The sequence below is a fragment of the Micromonospora sp. NPDC005299 genome, assembly GCF_042872345.1.
Classification (GTDB): domain Bacteria; phylum Actinomycetota; class Actinomycetes; order Mycobacteriales; family Micromonosporaceae; genus Micromonospora.
On record NZ_JBIAKG010000003.1, the window covers coordinates 323,003 to 336,575 of the forward strand.

At 74.2% G+C, this 13,573-nt stretch carries 11 protein-coding genes; 6 read left to right on the forward strand and 5 right to left on the reverse strand.

Annotation, left to right across the window (positions count from 1 at the left end; all coding sequences use genetic code 11):
- Positions 1-8 precede the first annotated feature (8 nt).
- Positions 9-647: a TetR/AcrR family transcriptional regulator gene (locus ACFYPD_RS10920; protein ID WP_387111344.1), complete on the reverse strand. Its 639-nt coding sequence runs from the start codon at positions 645-647 to the stop codon at positions 9-11.
- A gap of 77 nt (positions 648-724) precedes the next feature.
- On the opposite strand from ACFYPD_RS10920, the gene ACFYPD_RS10925 reads away from it, so the two are divergent.
- The 4 genes from ACFYPD_RS10925 (at position 725) to ACFYPD_RS10940 (ending at position 5,813) form a co-directional block, all read left to right on the forward strand.
- Positions 725-1,177 (forward strand): SCP2 sterol-binding domain-containing protein, encoded by a 453-nt coding sequence (locus ACFYPD_RS10925; RefSeq protein ID WP_151465474.1) that lies wholly within the window; start codon positions 725-727, stop codon positions 1,175-1,177.
- Position 1,178: 1 nt separating this feature from the next.
- On the forward strand, positions 1,179-2,393 hold the full coding sequence (locus tag ACFYPD_RS10930; RefSeq protein WP_387111346.1) for an acyl-CoA dehydrogenase family protein: 1,215 nt from the start codon (positions 1,179-1,181) through the stop codon (positions 2,391-2,393).
- Between the two features lie 182 nt (positions 2,394-2,575).
- On the forward strand, positions 2,576-4,141 hold the full coding sequence (locus tag ACFYPD_RS10935) for an AMP-binding protein (protein WP_387111348.1): 1,566 nt from the start codon (positions 2,576-2,578) through the stop codon (positions 4,139-4,141).
- Positions 4,142-4,241: 100 nt separating this feature from the next.
- A complete protein-coding gene (locus tag ACFYPD_RS10940) occupies positions 4,242-5,813 on the forward strand; it encodes a N,N-dimethylformamidase beta subunit family domain-containing protein (protein ID WP_387111351.1) in 1,572 nt (523 codons plus the stop codon).
- 45 nt (positions 5,814-5,858) lie between these two features.
- Here the strand turns inward: ACFYPD_RS10940 and purD are convergent, their stop codons facing one another.
- The 3 genes from purD to ACFYPD_RS10955 all read right to left on the reverse strand — a co-directional run bounded on the left by purD (position 5,859) and on the right by ACFYPD_RS10955 (position 9,569).
- Positions 5,859-7,106, reverse strand: coding sequence for a phosphoribosylamine--glycine ligase (gene purD, locus ACFYPD_RS10945; RefSeq protein ID WP_387111354.1), 1,248 nt, complete (start codon positions 7,104-7,106; stop codon positions 5,859-5,861).
- 40 nt (positions 7,107-7,146) lie between these two features.
- Entirely contained in the window at positions 7,147-8,067 is a 921-nt protein-coding gene (locus ACFYPD_RS10950; RefSeq protein WP_387111357.1) for a type IV toxin-antitoxin system AbiEi family antitoxin domain-containing protein, read from the reverse strand.
- Between the two features lie 212 nt (positions 8,068-8,279).
- A complete protein-coding gene (locus tag ACFYPD_RS10955) occupies positions 8,280-9,569 on the reverse strand; it encodes an adenylosuccinate synthase (protein ID WP_387111360.1) in 1,290 nt (429 codons plus the stop codon).
- A 122-nt stretch (positions 9,570-9,691) separates the two neighbouring features.
- Between ACFYPD_RS10955 and ACFYPD_RS10960 the strand changes: the two genes are divergently transcribed.
- A complete protein-coding gene (locus ACFYPD_RS10960; protein WP_387111363.1) occupies positions 9,692-10,690 on the forward strand; it encodes a diacylglycerol kinase family protein in 999 nt (332 codons plus the stop codon).
- Positions 10,691-10,765: 75 nt separating this feature from the next.
- Positions 10,766-13,090, forward strand: coding sequence for a chromosome partitioning protein (locus ACFYPD_RS10965; RefSeq protein ID WP_387111366.1), 2,325 nt, complete (start codon positions 10,766-10,768; stop codon positions 13,088-13,090).
- Positions 13,091-13,137: 47 nt separating this feature from the next.
- On the opposite strand, the gene ACFYPD_RS10970 is transcribed toward ACFYPD_RS10965, so the two are convergent.
- Entirely contained in the window at positions 13,138-13,566 is a 429-nt protein-coding gene (locus ACFYPD_RS10970; protein ID WP_387111369.1) for a DUF3151 domain-containing protein, read from the reverse strand.
- Positions 13,567-13,573 lie beyond the last annotated feature (7 nt).

Genomic DNA, 13,573 nt, shown 5'->3' on the forward strand with positions numbered 1-13,573 from the left:
CGGCTCCTTCATGAGGTCGGCGGGTGCCAGGTGATGCCGCGCAGCAGCTGGTCGGCGCCGAGCCAGGCCACGTTCATCATCCGGGTCGCGGTCTTCTCCGGGTCCGCCTCCGGGTGGTCGGCCAGCCAGTCGGCCAGCGACTCGGTCGCGCCGACCAGGGCGTACGCGACGACCTCCAGGTCGGTGGCGCCGACGTCGCGTCCCTTGGCGCGCAGCGCGTGGTCGAGCATCCCGGCGACCACCTCGACCAGCCGGCCGCGCATGGTGGCCAGCTCGGCGGCGAACGGCTGCTCGCCACGGGCCTGCCGGTAGAGCACCGCCCAGCCGTCCCGGTGCGCGCCGACGAAGCCGAAGAAGGCGCGCAGCCCGCGCCAGAGCCGCTCGTCGGCGGGCAGGTCGGGAGCGGCCGCCCCGGCGATGGCCTCCATCATCCGGGTGCCCTCCCGGTGCAGGCAGGCGACGAAGAGCTCTTCCTTCGTCCCCAGGTACGCGTAGACCATCGGCTTGGAGATGCCGGCGTCGTCGGCGATCTCGTCCATGCTGGCCGCGTGGAAGCCCCGGCGGGAGAAGACCTTGACCGCCGCGTCGAGCATCTGCTGCTCGCGCACGGCGCGGGGGAGGCGCTTGAAGGTCGGTGTGCTGGACACCCTTGCGAGCATACCTACTCGTGCGTAGGGTTACGCCTGAGTAACCAAAGTCGGCTCGCCCGAGAGGTGCATCCCCCATGAGTGACTTCGACCCGGCCAACTTCGCGAACGTCGGCCCGAAGGAGTTCGCGCAGCTGGTCAAGTCCACCCCCGACGACAAGATCGCCGAGGTCATGTCCGGCGACCTGCGCGGCAAGATCCTCAGCGAGGTCTTCAACCGGATGCCGACGCTGTTCCGGGCCGACCGGGCCGGCTCCACCAACGCGGTCATCCACTGGAACATCACCGGTCGCCCCGACGGTGGCACCGACACCTACGAGATCGTCATCGAGAACGGCACCTGCGCCGTCTCGGAGACCCCGACCCGGGACCCGAAGCTCAGCCTCACCATGGGCCCGGTCGAGTTCCTGAAGATCGTCTCCGGTGGCGGCAACCCGGTCATGATGTTCATGACCGGCAAGCTGAAGGCCAAGGGCGACCTGGGCCTCGCCGCCAACATCGCCAACCTGTTCGACATCCCCAAGGCCTGACATGGCCGAGTTCTCGCTCGACCTGAACGAGGAACAGCGGGACCTTCGCGACTGGGTGCACGGCTTCGCGGCCGAGGTCGTGCGCCCGGCCGCGGCCGAGTGGGACGCCCGGGAGGAGACTCCCTGGCCGATCATCCAGGAGGCCGCGAAGGTCGGCCTGTACGGCTTCGAGTTCCTCGCCACCTGCTGGGCCGACCCCACCGGACTCTCCCTCCCGATCGCCAGCGAGGAGCTGTTCTGGGGTGACGCCGGCATCGGCCTGAGCATCTTCGGCACCTCGCTGGCCGTCGCCGCCATCTACGGCGCCGGCACCCCCGACCAGCTCATCGAATGGGTGCCGCAGTGCTTCGGTGACGTCGACCAGCCGGCGGTCGCCGCGTTCTGCACCACCGAGCCGGAGGCCGGCTCCGACGTCGGGTCGATGCGGACCCGCGCCGTCTACGACGCGGCCACCGACGAGTGGGTGCTGAACGGGCAGAAGGCGTACGCCACCAACGGCGGCATCGCCGGGGTGCACGTGGTCACCGCCTCGGTCGAGCCCGACCTGGGCTCGCGGGGCCAGGCCGCGTTCGTCGTGCCGCCCGGCACGCCGGGGCTCACCGCCACCCGCAAGCTGCGCAAGCTCGGGCTGCGCGCCTCGCACACCGCCGACGTCTTCCTCGACGACGTACGGGTCCCGGGGCGCTGCCTGCTGGGCGGCAAGGAGGCGCTCGACGAGCGGCTGGCCCGGGCCCGCACCGGCCAGCGCGCCTCCGGGCAGGCCGCGATGCGCACGTTCGAACTGTCCCGCCCGACCGTCGGCGCGCAGGCGCTCGGCGTGGCCCGCGCCGCGTACGAGTACGCCCTCGACTACGCCAAGGAACGGGTCCAGTTCGGACGCCCGATCATCGAGAACCAGGCGATCGCGTTCGCGCTCGCCGACATGAAGATGGAGATCGACGCGGCCCGGCTGCTGGTCTGGCGGGCCTCCTGGATGGGTCGCAACAACCGGCCGTTCACCGCGGGCGAGGGCTCGATGTCCAAGCTCAAGGCCGGCGAGGTGGCCGTCTCCGTCACCGACCGGGCGGTCCAGCTCCTCGGCGGCGCCGGCTTCCTGCGTGACCACCCGGTCGAGCGGTGGTACCGGGACGCCAAGATCTACACCATCTTCGAGGGCACTTCCGAGATCCAGCGGCTGGTCATCTCCCGGGCCATCTCCGGCATGCAGATCCGCTGATCGCCGGCGGACCCCGACCCGACCCGCGACGGCACCGCCGTGCCGGGCGTACCGCCGTCGCGGGTCGGGCCGCCGGTCCCTGCTTCGAATTCCGCTGGCTGGGCAACTGATCACGTGGGCTGGGCCCCGCGCCGCCGCGGGTGCATGATCGGGAGAACATCGAACGCGAAGGAGGTTGCGACTTGGACCTGCCGTTCATCGTCGCCACGCTGACCCGACGCGGACTGCTCAACCCGGGCCGCCCGATCCGGGTGGCCTCCCAACTCAGCGCCCTGCGCCGCTGGGGCTGGAGCCTGGCCGGAGAGCTGCGCCAAGCCGCCGCACGCGACCCGGGGCGGACCGCCATCGTCGACGAACACGGCGCCTCGCTGACCTACCAGGAGCTGCTGCACCGGTCGGAACGGCTGGCCCGGTCGCTGCGGGCCGGGCTCGGCGTGCAGTCCGGCGACCGGGTGGGCGTGCTCTGCCGCAACCACCACGGCCTGATCGAGGCGATCGTCGCCGCGATGCTGCTCGGCGCCGACGCCGTACTGGTCAACACCGGTCTCTCCGCGGCCCAGCTGGCCACCGTGGCCGAGGAGCAGGGCCTGCGCGTGCTGGTGCACGACGCCGAGTTCGCCGAGCGGGTCCTCGGTCTTCCCGCCGAGCTGCACCGGGTCGACGAGCGCCGCCAGGAGGAGCTGATCGCCGGCGCGCTGCCCGGGGACCAGCTCCAGCCGCCGGAGCGGGACGGCCGGACCATCGTGCTCACCTCCGGCACCACCGGCGCACCCAAGGGCGCCCGCCGGCCCACGCCGCACGGCTTCGGCCCGCTGGTGTCCATCATCGACCGGATCCCACTGCACGTGCACGACACCGTGCTGATCGCCGCGCCGATCTTCCACACCTGGGGGTACGCCGCCCTCCAGGTGTCCTTCGCGCTGCGCGCCACGATCGTGCTGCACCGCCGGTTCGACCCGGCCGCCACGCTGGCCGCCCTGGCCGGGCAGCCCTGCGACGCGCTCTTCGCCGTACCGGTGATGCTGCAACGGCTGATGGAGGCGCCGCCGCCCGAGCCCCGGCCGCCGCTCAAGGTGGTCGCGGTCAGCGGCTCCGCCCTTCCCGGCGGCCTGGCCACCGCCTTCATGGACCGCTTCGGCGACGTCGTCCACAACCTCTACGGCTCGACCGAGGTCTCCTGGGCGTCCATCGCCGGCCCGGCGGAACTGCGGGCCGCCCCCACCACGGCGGGCCGCCCGCCGCACGGCACCCGGGTGGAGATCGTGGACGAGGCCGGTGAGCCGGTCCGGGACGGCCGGGTCGGCCGGATCTTCGTGGGCAACGAGATGCTCTTCGAGGGATACACCTCGGGGGTCGGCCGGGAGAGCCGCGACGGCCTGCTGGACACCGGCGACCTGGGCCGGATGAACCCGGACGGCCTGCTCTTCGTTGACGGGCGGGCCGACGACATGATCGTCTCCGGCGGCGAGAACGTCTTCCCGTCCGAGGTGGAGGATCTGATCGCCCGGCTGCCGCAGGTCCGCGAGGTCGCCGTGATCGGCGTGCCGGACCCGGACTACGGCCAGCGGCTGGCCGCGTTCCTGGCCCTGCACCCCGGCGAGACGCTCGACCCGGAGGCGGTCCGCGAGTACGTCCGGCACTACCTGGCCCGCTTCTCCGTGCCCAGGGACGTGGTGTTCGTCAAGTACCTGCCGCGCAACGCGACCGGCAAGGTGCTCAGCCGCGAACTCCGCCGCTACTACGGCTGAGGGGGGTCGCACAGGGGACAGACGGAGCCGCCCCGCCGGTGGTACCTTCCGTGCGCCGGCTGCCCCGGCAGTGACTCTCACCCCACCGGGAGCTGCTCGCATGGTGCGACTCCGTCGGCGCTGGGCCCTGGGCCTTCTCCTCGGCGGCGTCTCCGCCACCGCGCTCGCCGGCACCCCCGAGCCCGTTCTGAGCGGGCGCCGCGCCCGCCCGCCGATGCGCCGCGAGACCCCACCGGTCGAGGTCGAGAACCGCGCGGCCGGCGAGCCCTGGTGGCCGCCGGACGACACCCGGACCACCGACGACCGACGGCGGCAGATCCAGGGGTACGCCTCGACGACCAGCCTCGCCCCCGGCGAATCCGTCGACTTCCACGTCGCGGTCAACCCGGCCCGACGGTTCCGCATCACCGTGCACCGCCTCGGCTGGTACGACGGCGCCGGCGCCCGGACCATGCTGACCAGCCCGGAACTGGACGGCACGCCGCAACCGGTGCCGGCCGCCGACCCGGCCACCGGAGCGATCGCCTGCCGCTGGCCGGTGTCCTGGACCCTCCGCATCCCCGAGGACTGGACCTCCGGCCTCTACCAGGCGGTCTTCACCTCCGCCGACGGCTGGCGCGCGTGCACCCCCTTCGTGGTGCGGGACGACGCGCGGGCCGCCGCGCTCTGCGTGGTGCTGCCGGTGACCACCTGGCAGGCGTACAACCAGTGGCCGCGGGACCGGCGGGCCGGCAAGAGCCTCTACAACGGCTACGCGGCCAGCGGGCGGCGCGACCCGGCCCTGCGGGCACGCGAGGTCTCCTTCGACCGCCCGTACGCCGACGCGGGCCAGCCGACGCAGTTCAGCCGGGACCACGACGCCGTCCAGTGGCTGGAGCGCAACGGCTACGACGTCAGCTACGCGACCAGCTTCGACCTGCACTCGGGGCGGCTCGACCCGGCCCGGCACCGCGGGCTGGTGTTCTGCGGGCACGACGAGTACTGGTCGGCGGAGATGCGCCGCGCCGCCGAGGCCGCGCTGGCCGACGGCACCAGCCTCGCCTTCCTCGGCGCGAACAGCGTCTACTGGCACATCCGGGTGCGTCCCTCGGCCGGCGGCCGTCCGGAGCGGGTCATCGCCTGCGCCAAGTCCACCCCCGACCCGGACGAGGACGCCGCCGGGCCGACGGTGACCTGGCGCAGCCTCGACACCCCCGAGCAGGCGCTGCTCGGCGTCCAGTACAACGGCATCGTGGCCACCCCGCAGCCGCTGGTGGTCCGGTCGGCCGACCACTGGGTGTGGGCCGGCACCGGGGCGGCCGACGGCGACCGGATCCCCGGGGTCGTCCGGGGCGAGGCGGACGGCGTCCACAGCGCCACCCCCCGGCCCGGCGGGCTCGGCGAGACCCTGCTCAGCCGGTCGCCCTACCCCGCACAGCAGGGCGGGCGGCGGATGCAGAGCACCCACGTGTACGAGACGCCCCGGGGAGCGGTGGTCTTCGCCACCGGCACCCTCGGCTGGACGATGGCGCTGAACCGGCGCGGGCACCGCGACGAGCGGATCGAGCGGGCCACCGCCAACGTGCTCGACCGAATGGTCGGCCGCGCGCCCGGCGGCTCGGCGCCGCCGCACGGCACCGGCCCGGAGACGGCGGGTCAGCCGGGGGTCTCACCCGGCGCGACGAACCGCTGACGACCGAGCCAGGGCGTCAAGCGGCGACGAGGTGGCCGGGCCCGGTCAGGCGGGAAGGTCGATCCGGCCGTCCACCGCGGCGGCGGCGATGTCGGAGCGGTGGTGCGAGCCGGCCAGCTCGATGCCGCGTACCACCTCGTAGGCGGCGTCCCGCGCGGCGGCCAGGGTCGGGCCGGTGGCCGTACCGCAGAGGACCCGGCCCCCGGCGGAGCGCAGGCTGCCGTCGGGGTCCCGGCGGGTGCCGGCGTGGATGACCCCGGCGCGGTCCGCGCCGGTGATCACACCACCGGTACGCGGCGCCGCCGGGTAACCCTCGGCCGCCACCACGACGGTGACCGCCGCGCCGTCACGCCAGCGCAGCGGCGGGTGCGCGGCCAGCGTGCCGGTGGCGGCGGCGTGCAGCAGCCCGGCCAGCGGCGTCTCCAGCAGGGCGAGCACCACCTGGGTCTCCGGGTCGCCGAAGCGGGCGTTGAACTCGATCACGCGCGGGCCGGCGGCGGTGATCGCCAGGCCCACGTAGAGCAGGCCGGCGAACGGGGTGCCCCGGCGGCGCAGCTCGGCCAGCGTCGGGTGCACGACGTCACGCATCACCTCGTCGACCAGGCCGGGCGGGGCCCAGGGCAGCGGCGCGTACGCGCCCATGCCTCCGGTGTTCGGCCCGGTGTCGCCGTCACCGACGCGCTTGAAGTCCTGGGCGGGCAGCAGCGGCACGGCGGCCTCGCCGTCGGTGACCACGAAGAGGGAGACCTCGGGACCGGCCAGGTACTCCTCGATCACCACCCGGCCGCACTCCGCGGCGTGCCGCTCGGCGGCGGCGCGGTCATCCGTCACCACGACACCCTTGCCGGCGGCCAGCCCGTCGTTCTTCACCACGTACGGCGCACCGAACTCGTCCAGCGCCTTCCCGACGCTCGCCGCGTCGGCACAGGTGTACGCCCGGGCGGTCGGCACGCCGGCCGCGGTCATCACCTCCTTGGCGAAGGTCTTCGAGCCCTCCAGCCGGGCCGCCTCGGCCGACGGGCCGAACGCCGCGATGCCCTTGGCCCGCACCGCGTCGGCAACCCCGGCCACCAGCGGCGCCTCCGGCCCGATCACCACCAGATCCGCCGCCACCTCGACGGCGAGCGCCGCCACGGCCGCCGGATCGGCGCCGTTCACCTCCCGCAACTCGGCCACGGCCGCGATGCCGGGGTTACCCGGCGCGGCGACCAGCGCTTCGACGGACGGATCGCCGGCCAGTCCGAGCGCGAGCGCATGCTCCCGCCCCCCACCACCCACAAGAAGAACCCGCACGACCCCGCATTCTACTGACCACCCCACCTCGCCCCGACGATCATGAGGCCCGCTGCCCGGATGGTGGTCTCCGCGCGTTGACGGCCTGCCGGACCACCCAGGGGATGTAGTCGGGGCGGAGGGTGTCGGCCCAGGTGAAGCGCAGCACCGTCCAGCCGGCGTTGACCAGGCGGTTCTGGCGGTGCCGATCGGCGAAGAGCGCGCTGGGCCCCCCATGCGCCCGCCGGCCGTCCGCCTCGGCGATGACCCGGGCGGCGCGCCAGGCCAGGTCACCGACGCCCAGCAGGTAGCCGTCGCCGTCGCGGACCTCCTCCTGAAGGGCGTCCGGCGGGATCCGGCCGTCGACGCACCGGAGCCGGGTACGCGTCTCCAGCGGCGACTGGGCCAGGCCGTTGGCTTCGGCGAGGTAGCCGCGTGCGGTGACTGCGCCGCGTCGCCCCCTGAGCAGCGCCGGCATCCGTTCGATATCGCCGGGAGCGAGCAGGCGTCGATTCAGCGCGGAATCCACCAGCGAGACCGCCTGGTACCGGTCCTCCCGCAGCACGAGATCGGCCACCGTGCGCAGCGGATCGGTCGCCATGATCCCGGCCACCCGCTGGAACTGCCCCGGCCCGATGACGAGCTGATGTACCACCACGTCGGGATGGGACGCACGGACCGGTCGCGCCGCGGAGCCGGGCACCGACAGGTGGATCAGGTCGCTGCGTGGCAGCCCCTCGATGCGGTGCAACTCGGCGGCGGTGCCGAGCACCGCCACAGCGCCCGGACCGAACGAAGCCACTGCCGCTCTGATCCGCGCACGTCGCGGGATGCCGTCGTAGGCGTCCGCGTCGACCAGGTAGCCGCCACGAGCCAGGGGCCGCCACCGACCGGCCCGGCACATGCGCTGCACCTCGTGCACGCTGAAGCCGGCGGCGCGCGCCTGAGCCAGCGTCACCACACCGTCCCGAGCCGCAGCCACCCGCCGCACGATCCCCAGAGCATCCACACCCCGCACAATCCACCGCCCCACCCCCACCGACCACCCCTGTGGACAACCCTGTGGACAAAAACCACGGGGGACCGGGTTGATCATGAAGTTATTACCACCGGAATCGGCGTGTCGGAGCAATAACTTCATGATCACCGGGCCGGGCCGTGCCGGGTGGTCCGGGCCGGGAGGGGGATCGAGGGTTAGGGGAGGAGGGGGTGGCGGATTACGTTTTCTTCGCGGCCGGGGCCTACGCCTACGATGCTCACCTTGGTGCCGCACAGTTCTTCGATGCGGGCGATGTAGCGCCGGGCGTTCTCCGGGAGCTCGTCTTCGGTTCGGGCCTTGGTGATGTCTTCCCACCAGCCGTCGAGCTCTTCGTAGATCGGGGTGGCGTGGTGGAAGTCCGTCTGCGTCATCGGCATGTCGTCGAAGCGCTCGCCGTTGATCTCGTAGCCGACGCAGATCGGCACCTTGGGCATGCCGGTCAGCACGTCCAGCTTGGTGATGACCAGGTCGGTGACGCCGTTGAGGCGGCAGGCGTACCGGGCCACGACGGCATCGAACCAGCCGGTGCGGCGCTCACGGCCGGTGGTGGTGCCGTACTCGTGGCCGATCTTGCGCAGGTGCTGGCCGTTGTCGTCGAACAGCTCGGTCGGGAACGGGCCGGAACCCACCCGGGTGGTGTACGCCTTGCTCACCGCGATGACCTTGGTGATCGCGGTCGGCGGGATGCCGGCGCCCACGCACGCCCCGCCCGCCGTCGGGTTCGACGAGGTGACGAACGGGTACGTGCCGTGGTCCATGTCGAGCATGGTGGCCTGGGCACCCTCCAGCAGGACGGTCTCGCCGCGGTCCAGCGCGTCCCAGAGCATGACCCGGGTCTCCGCGATGTACGGCCGGAGCCGCTCCGCGTAGCCCAGGTACTCCTCGATCGTCCCGTCGACGTCGATCGCCTTGCGGTTGTAGACCTTGAACAGCAGCTGGTTCTTCTCGCGGAGCGCCAGCTCCAGCTTCTTGCGCAGGATGCCGGGGTCCAGCAGGTCCTGGAGCCGGATGCCCATGCGGGCGACCTTGTCGCCGTACGCGGGGCCGATGCCCCGGCCCGTGGTGCCGATCCGCGAGCTGCCCAGGTAGCGCTCGACCACCCGGTCCAGCGCCCGGTGGTGCGGCATGATGAGGTGCGCGTCACCCGAGATCCGCAGCCGGGAGACGTCGACGCCCCGCTCGGCGAGACCGTCGATCTCCTCCAGCAGCACCTTCGGGTCGACGACTACGCCGTTGCCGATGACGATCATCGCGTTCGGCGACAGCGCGCCGGACGGCATGAGGTGCAGCGCGTACTTCTGGCCGTCCGGCGTGATCACCGTGTGGCCGGCGTTGTTGCCGCCGGAGTAGCGCACGACGTAGTCGACCCGCTCACCCAGCAGGTCGGTAACCTTGCCCTTGCCCTCGTCGCCCCACTGAGCGCCGATGAGCACGATCGCTGGCATCTTTTCCGCCTCCAGAAGGCTCGGGTGCCAGGTGGCGACCGGTCGGCGAGCCCGGGGTGTCAGGCTAACAAGTAGTGACGGCGGGACCGGCAGGGGTTCGTCGAGAAGCAGGAGGCTCCTTCGTGTACGACGTGGTGCTGCTCACCCTCGGCTCGGAGCGGGACGCTCCCGGTGGAGGCTGCGGCAGCGGTGGAGCCTGCTGCGGTGGCGCGTCGGAGGCGGCCGGCGAGCAGCCCGAGGAGCGCTGCGAGACGCCGCGCGTACCGGTGCTGGCCTGTGCGGACGCGCTGACCGCCCGGGGTGCCCGGGTGGAGACGGTGACCGCCCGCTCGGACGCGGAGATCGACGAGGTGCTGGCGCGCCTCGACGGCCCACCCCGCGCCGACGGCCTCACCTGGCCGGACCCCGACTCCAAGACCCGGCTGGTCGTCGCCACGGCCAGTGACGGGCAGTTGCGCGCCGTGCTGCGCCGGCTGGTCCGGCGGTACGCTCCGCCGCCCAGCCGCCGCCCCGCCGACCTGCCCGACAACCGGACCGTGCCGGACCTGCCGCCGGTCGGCGTACTCCCGCTCGACCCGGCCCGGTCGGGGACGGCGCGGGACCTGGCCGCGCAGCTCGGCCTGCCCCGCGACCCGGCGGCGGTGGCCGCCGCGGTGCTGGACGGCACCGCCCGCCGGCTCGACCTGCTGCGCAACGACGGCGGCTCGGTGACCCTGGACGGCGCGCTGCTCGGTGCGGCCGACGAAGTGGGCCGCCCGCTGCACTGGCGGGCCAGGATCGAGGTCGACGGCACGCTGCTGAGCACCGGCGAAGAGCCGATCATGGCCTGCGCGATCGGCAACGCCGGCGGGTACGCGCGCCTGGACGACGTGGTGCTGCTGGCCGACCCGGACCCGTCCGACGGCCGGGTCGAGGTGGCGGTCGCCGTGCCCGTGGTCACCCGGTCCGCGTTGGGCCGGAAGAAGGTACGCCTGGAGGTGCGCCGGGCCCGGGGCCGGGCGGCGGCGGTCGTGCCCCGCGACAAGAAGGTGCCCTTCCTCGACGACGGCGTCGAGGGCGAGCTGAGCCGGAAGCGGTCCTGGTGGACCGAGCCGGGCGCCTGGGCGGTCTGGACGGCCTGACCCCCGTCGATCCCCCGCTCGGGCCACCCGGCTGGCCGGACGGCCTATCCTCGGCGGGAGGAATGGGGAGGAACCGTGGTGCACGAGAACGCCGACCGGGCCCACGTGCCGGGTCAACCGCAGGTGCCGGAGCGGGACATCGAACCGCTCTGGCCGCCCGAGCAGATCGACGGGGTCGTCACCGCCCCGCCGTGGGCGGCCCCGGCCCAGCCCAACGTGGCGGCCTGGCCCGTCCCGTCCGCCCGGCCCGCGCCGTCGCCGCCCGACCCGGCGCCCTCGGCGGCCGACTCGGGGAGGGACGGGGCACAGCCGGGCGACCGGACGCCCACGCCCCACGCGGCGCCGGCTCCGGTCGACCTGGATCTGCCGTTCACCCTCGACCAACCGGCCCCCGCCCCGGCGCCCACTACCCCCGAGGCCACCGCCTCCCGAGCGGCGACCACGGCAGACCCGGACGGTGCGGTCGGCTCGGACGCCGCGTTCCGGCCGGACGCCGCAGTCGGCGCGGCCGGCCCGGCGGCCGGTGTCAGGACGGACCCCGAGGTCGCCCCCGGCCCGGACGGCCTGGTCGGCCCGACGAGGGCCGGCGGCCCGGATGGTGCCGTCGACCCGGCCGGCCCCCTCGGCGCGGACAGCGCGGGCGGCGCGGGCAGCGCGGACGGTGCGGTCGGTGCGGTCGGCCCCCTCGACAGCCCGCCGACGACCGCCCCGGAGGCGGTCGTGACCGCGGCGGATGCCCCGGCCAGCGCCGACGGGACGCCGGGCGGAGCGGCCGCAGCCTCCCCCGACGGCCCGGCCGGCACGCCACCGAACGGCCGGCCGGAGTCCCCCTGGGCCCAGCCTCCGCAGCGCTCCACCGCCGACGCGTCCACGGGGACGTCGCACCCCGGGCCGGTCCCGGCGCCGACCCAGGCCGGACCGCCGAACCCGGTTTACCAGCCCGAGCCGACTGCCACCGCCCCGGCGACCCCGGCCCACCCCGTGGATCCGAACACCACCGGCCCCGCCCACCCCGTGGACCCGAACGCCACCGGCCCGGCGACCGAGCCCGACCAGGCCGGCCCTGCGCAGGCCACCGTCGGCCCGACCGCTCCCGGCCCGGTGGCGCCCGCGGCCGGGATCACGCGGGGCGTTGCCGACAGCCCGGCCGAGGGCTCGCCCGAGGCCGCCCCGCCGCGGCTCGGACCGTTCCCGCCCTCACCGGGCGTACCCCTGCAGCAGCCGTACGGCGACGGGACGGGGTACCCGCCGGGTCCGGTCGGCTACGGGCAACCGGCGCCCCAGGCGGGTGCCCCGGGCTGGTACCCGCCGGCCTGGCCTCAGCAGGCCGGCCCGCCCCCGCAGTCGGGCGCACCACAGCAGCCGCCCGCACCGCCACACCCCGGACACCACCAGCCCGGGCCGCAGCCGCCCGGGCCGCAGCAGCCGGCGCCGGCCGCGTACCCGGAGCAGGTCTGGACGCCGGCGAGCGGCACCCCGCCGACGGCGGAGGACTTCGCCCGGCGGCGGCAGGTCCGGCCGGTCGACCCGGTCGCCACCATGGGCGTCCGGGCGGTGGTCAACAAGATCGGGCTGGTCCGGCTCGCGCCGGGGCGGCAGGAGCAGGAGATGCGGCGCGACATCGAGATGGTGCGCCGCAACTTCGGCGGGCTGCGCCAGGTGACCGTGGTCAACCCGAAGGGCGGCGCCGGCAAGACCGTCGCCATCCTGCTGCTCGCCATGACCTTCGGTCAGAAGCGCGGCGGGTACGTGCTGGCCTGGGACAACAACGAGACGCAGGGCACTCTCGGGATGCGGGCCCAGCAGGACTTCCACTCCCGCACGGTGCGGGACATGCTGCGCGACCTGGCCCAGTTCCAGGGGCCGCACGGCCGGGTCGGCGACCTGTCGCAGTACGTCCGCTCGCAGGGCGAGGGGATGTTCGACGTGCTCGCCTCGGACGAGTCGGCGACCGGCGGCGAGATGCTGACTGCCGCCGCGTTCGCCGAGATCCGGGAGGTGGTCAGCCGCTTCTACAAGCTGATCTTCGTGGACACCGGGAACAACGTCCGGGCGCAGAACTGGCAGGCCGCCATGGACGCCACCGACCAGCTGGTGGTGACCATGTCGGCGCGGAACGACTCGGCCGAGACCGCCGCGCGGATGCTCGACCACCTGGAGCAGAGCGGCCGGCAGCGGCTGGTCCGGCAGGCGGTGACCGTGGTGTCGATGCCGCCGTCCCGCAAGGAAATCGACCTGCCGGCCATCCAGGAGCACTTCGCCGCGCGGACCCGGGCGGTGCTGCTGGCGCCGTACGAGCGGCTCATCGACACCGGCGAGCCGATCCGCTACGGCCAGCTCTCCTCGGCCACGCGGGACGCCTGGCTGAAGATCGCCGCGTCGGTGGCGGAGGGGCTGTAACGCCGCGCGACGGCCGGCTCCATGCGGGGAACCGGCCGTCGCATGCGTCAGTGGCTGGCCAGGGCGTCGCCGGCGGCCGGGTCGCAGTCGCGGAGGAACTGGGCGCACCGAGCCGCCTCGTCCGCCTCCCCGATCTCGCCGGCCGCCCGCGAGAGCACGTAGAGGCAGCGGAGGAAGCCCCGGTTGGGCTTGTGCGACCAGGGCACCGGGCCGTGGCCCTTCCAGCCGCTGCGCCGGAGCTGATCGAGGCCGCGGTGGTAGCCGGTGCGGGCGTACGCGTACGCCGGGACGACCTGCCCGGCGGCGAGCGCCCGGGTGGCCAGCGCCGCCCAGCCCGCGCTGTAGGTCGGGAAGCGGGCCGCGACCTCGGCGTACGCCTCGTCGGTGTCCTGCTCGACGGCGGACGCCAGCGCGGCGTCCGCCTCCTCGTGTACGGGGAGCAGGGTGGCCGGTGGCTCAGGCAACAGGTTCTGCATCGCCCCA

Coding starts and splice junctions, on each gene's coding strand:
- ACFYPD_RS10925 (WP_151465474.1), top strand. CDS start 725: ATGAGTGACTTCGACCCGGCCAACTTCGCGAACGTCGGCCCGAAGGAG.
- ACFYPD_RS10930 (WP_387111346.1), top strand. CDS start 1,179: ATGGCCGAGTTCTCGCTCGACCTGAACGAGGAACAGCGGGACCTTCGC.
- ACFYPD_RS10940 (WP_387111351.1), top strand. CDS start 4,242: ATGGTGCGACTCCGTCGGCGCTGGGCCCTGGGCCTTCTCCTCGGCGGC.
- ACFYPD_RS10955 (WP_387111360.1), bottom strand. CDS start 9,569: ATGCCAGCGATCGTGCTCATCGGCGCTCAGTGGGGCGACGAGGGCAAG.
- ACFYPD_RS10970 (WP_387111369.1), bottom strand. CDS start 13,566: ATGCAGAACCTGTTGCCTGAGCCACCGGCCACCCTGCTCCCCGTACAC.